This is a genomic window from Kineococcus glutinatus (assembly GCF_039542765.1).
Classification (GTDB): Bacteria; Actinomycetota; Actinomycetes; order Actinomycetales; family Kineococcaceae; genus Kineococcus_A; species Kineococcus_A glutinatus.
The window spans coordinates 1-2,167 of the sequence record NZ_BAABIL010000697.1 but is presented as its reverse complement, the minus strand read 5'-3'; the positions used below and the strand labels follow the sequence as shown (position 1 = coordinate 2,167).

Below are 2,167 nucleotides of genomic sequence, written 5' to 3'. Positions count from 1 at the left end.
ACGCCAAGGGCCTGGGCGTGCACGCCGCCTCCGAGGTCGTCGTCCCCGTCGGCACCGCCAGGACCTTCACCGCTCAGGTCGGTGTGCACCCCACCAGGGGCTACGCCGGTTCCGTGGTGTTCCAGGTGTGGAACGGCAGCACCAAGCTCGCCGACAGCGGCACGATGGGCGGCGGGCAGGCCGCCAAGACCCTCACCGTGAACGTGGCGGGGATGTCCGAGATCCGCCTGGTCGTCACCGACGGCGGCAACGGCAACGCCGACGACCACGCCACGTGGGGCGACGCCAGGCTCCTGTCCTGATCCTGCCGACCCGGCCCGTCGTCACGACGGGCCGGGTCCGCCGTCCCCCCGACGGCCCGCGGCCTACGATGGGCCGCGTGACGGGAGACGCCGCGTGAGCACCGCAGTACCCACAGCAACCGTCGCTCCGGAGACCGCCACCCGCCGCGCCGACCTGCGCGCCCGGCTGCTCGGGAGCGGGTCGGAGATCGACGGGGAGTCCTGGCGGCGCTCGTGGCTGCCGCTGCTGCTCGTCACCGCCGTCGGCGGCCTGCTGCGGTTCTGGCACCTCGGCACCCCGCACCGCCTGGTGTTCGACGAGACGTACTACGTCAAGCAGGCATACTCCCTGCTGCTGCACGGCCACGAGATGCGGACCGACCCGGGCATCGAGCAACCCGACGCCCTCTTCACCGCCGGCACGCCCGACGTCTTCACCAGTGCCGCGGACTTCGTCGTCCACCCACCCGTCGGCAAGTGGATGATCGCCGTCGGGGAGTGGCTGTTCGGCATCGACAGCTCCACCGGCTGGCGGTTCACCGCCGCGCTGTGCGGCACCCTGTCGCTGCTCATCGTCGGGCGCGTCGCGCGCCGGCTGTTCCGCTCCACGCTGCTCGGGGTCACGGCGGCGCTGCTGCTGGCCACCGACGGGCTGCACCTCGTCCTCAGCCGCACCGGGTTGCTCGACGTGTTCCTCATGTTCTGGGCGCTCGTGGCGTTCGCGTGCCTGCTGCGCGACCGCGACGCCGCGCGGGAACGGCTGGTCGAGCGCCTGGCACCGACGTGGCCGGCCCGCCCCGCCGGGTTCGGCCCGTCCCTCGGGCTGCGGCCCTGGCGGCTGGCCGCGGGCGTGAGCCTCGGCCTGGCCTGCGGGGTGAAGTGGTCCGGCGTCTACTTCCTCGCGGTGTTCGGCCTCATGACGGTGCTGTGGGACGCCGGGGCGCGCCGCTCGGCGGGGGTGCGGAACTGGCTGGCGGCGGGCGCGGTGCGCGACGGGATCGGCGCCTTCTGCGCGATGGTCCCCGTCGCCGTGGTCACCTACGTCGCGACCTGGGCCGGCTGGTTCCGCAGCAGCGACGGCTACGACCGGCAGTGGGGCGCGCAGCACCCCGCCGACGGGCTCGCCGGGTTGGTGCCCGACGCGCTGCGCAGCCTGTGGCAGTACCACCAGGAGGCGTACCGGTTCCACATCGGCCTCAGCACCCCGCACCCGTACATGTCCAGCCCCTGGTCGTGGCTGGTGCAGGGCCGCCCGACGTCGTTCTTCTACGAGGGCACGACGCGCGGGCAGGGCGGGTGCGAGGCCGAGCAGTGCTCGCAGGCCATCACCTCCCTGGGGACCCCGCTGCTGTGGTGGAGCGCGGTGCTGGCGGTGGTGGTCCTCGTCGCCGTGTGGGCGCTGCGCCGCGACTGGCGGGCCGGTGCGGTCCTGGCGGGGTTCGCCGCGGGCTACCTGCCGTGGTTCCAGTACCCCGACCGCACGATCTTCACGTTCTACGCGGTGGCGTTCTCCCCGTGGGTGGTGCTCGCCGTCGTGCACGTCGTGGGCCTGCTGCTGGGCCCCGACCCGGCCGCCGCCCGGGGTGCCGGCACCCGGGCGGGAGCGGTGCACCGCCGCCGGGTGGGGGCGGTGCTCGCGGGGGCCGTCGTCGTGGCGTGCGTGGCGTGCTTCGCGTACTTCTGGCCGGTCTACACCGCCCAGGTCGTCCCCTACGGCGACTGGAGCGCGCGGATGTGGTTGCGCAGCTGGGTGTGAGCGGACCCCGGGCGCGGCGCGGCGGCCGGTTGCGGCCTCCGGGCGCCGCGGGGAGGATCGGCCCGTGACGGACGCCGCGACGACGGGGCCCCCCGCCGCGGCCCCCGCGCGGGGGGCCCCGCTGACGAGG

The 2,167-nt window shown here is 74.9% G+C and carries 2 protein-coding genes; both read left to right on the top strand.

Going from position 1 to position 2,167, the window contains the following annotated elements; all coding sequences use genetic code 11:
- Nucleotides 1–302: NPCBM/NEW2 domain-containing protein (locus ABEB16_RS20320; protein WP_345714011.1), on the top strand; the 302-nt coding region annotated here is incomplete at its 5' end.
- Between the two features lie 94 nt (nucleotides 303–396).
- The gene (locus ABEB16_RS20315; RefSeq protein WP_345714010.1) at nucleotides 397–2,037 is read left to right on the top strand and encodes a dolichyl-phosphate-mannose--protein mannosyltransferase; all 1,641 of its coding nucleotides are present in this window, start codon (nucleotides 397–399) and stop codon (nucleotides 2,035–2,037) included.
- Nucleotides 2,038–2,167 lie beyond the last annotated feature (130 nt).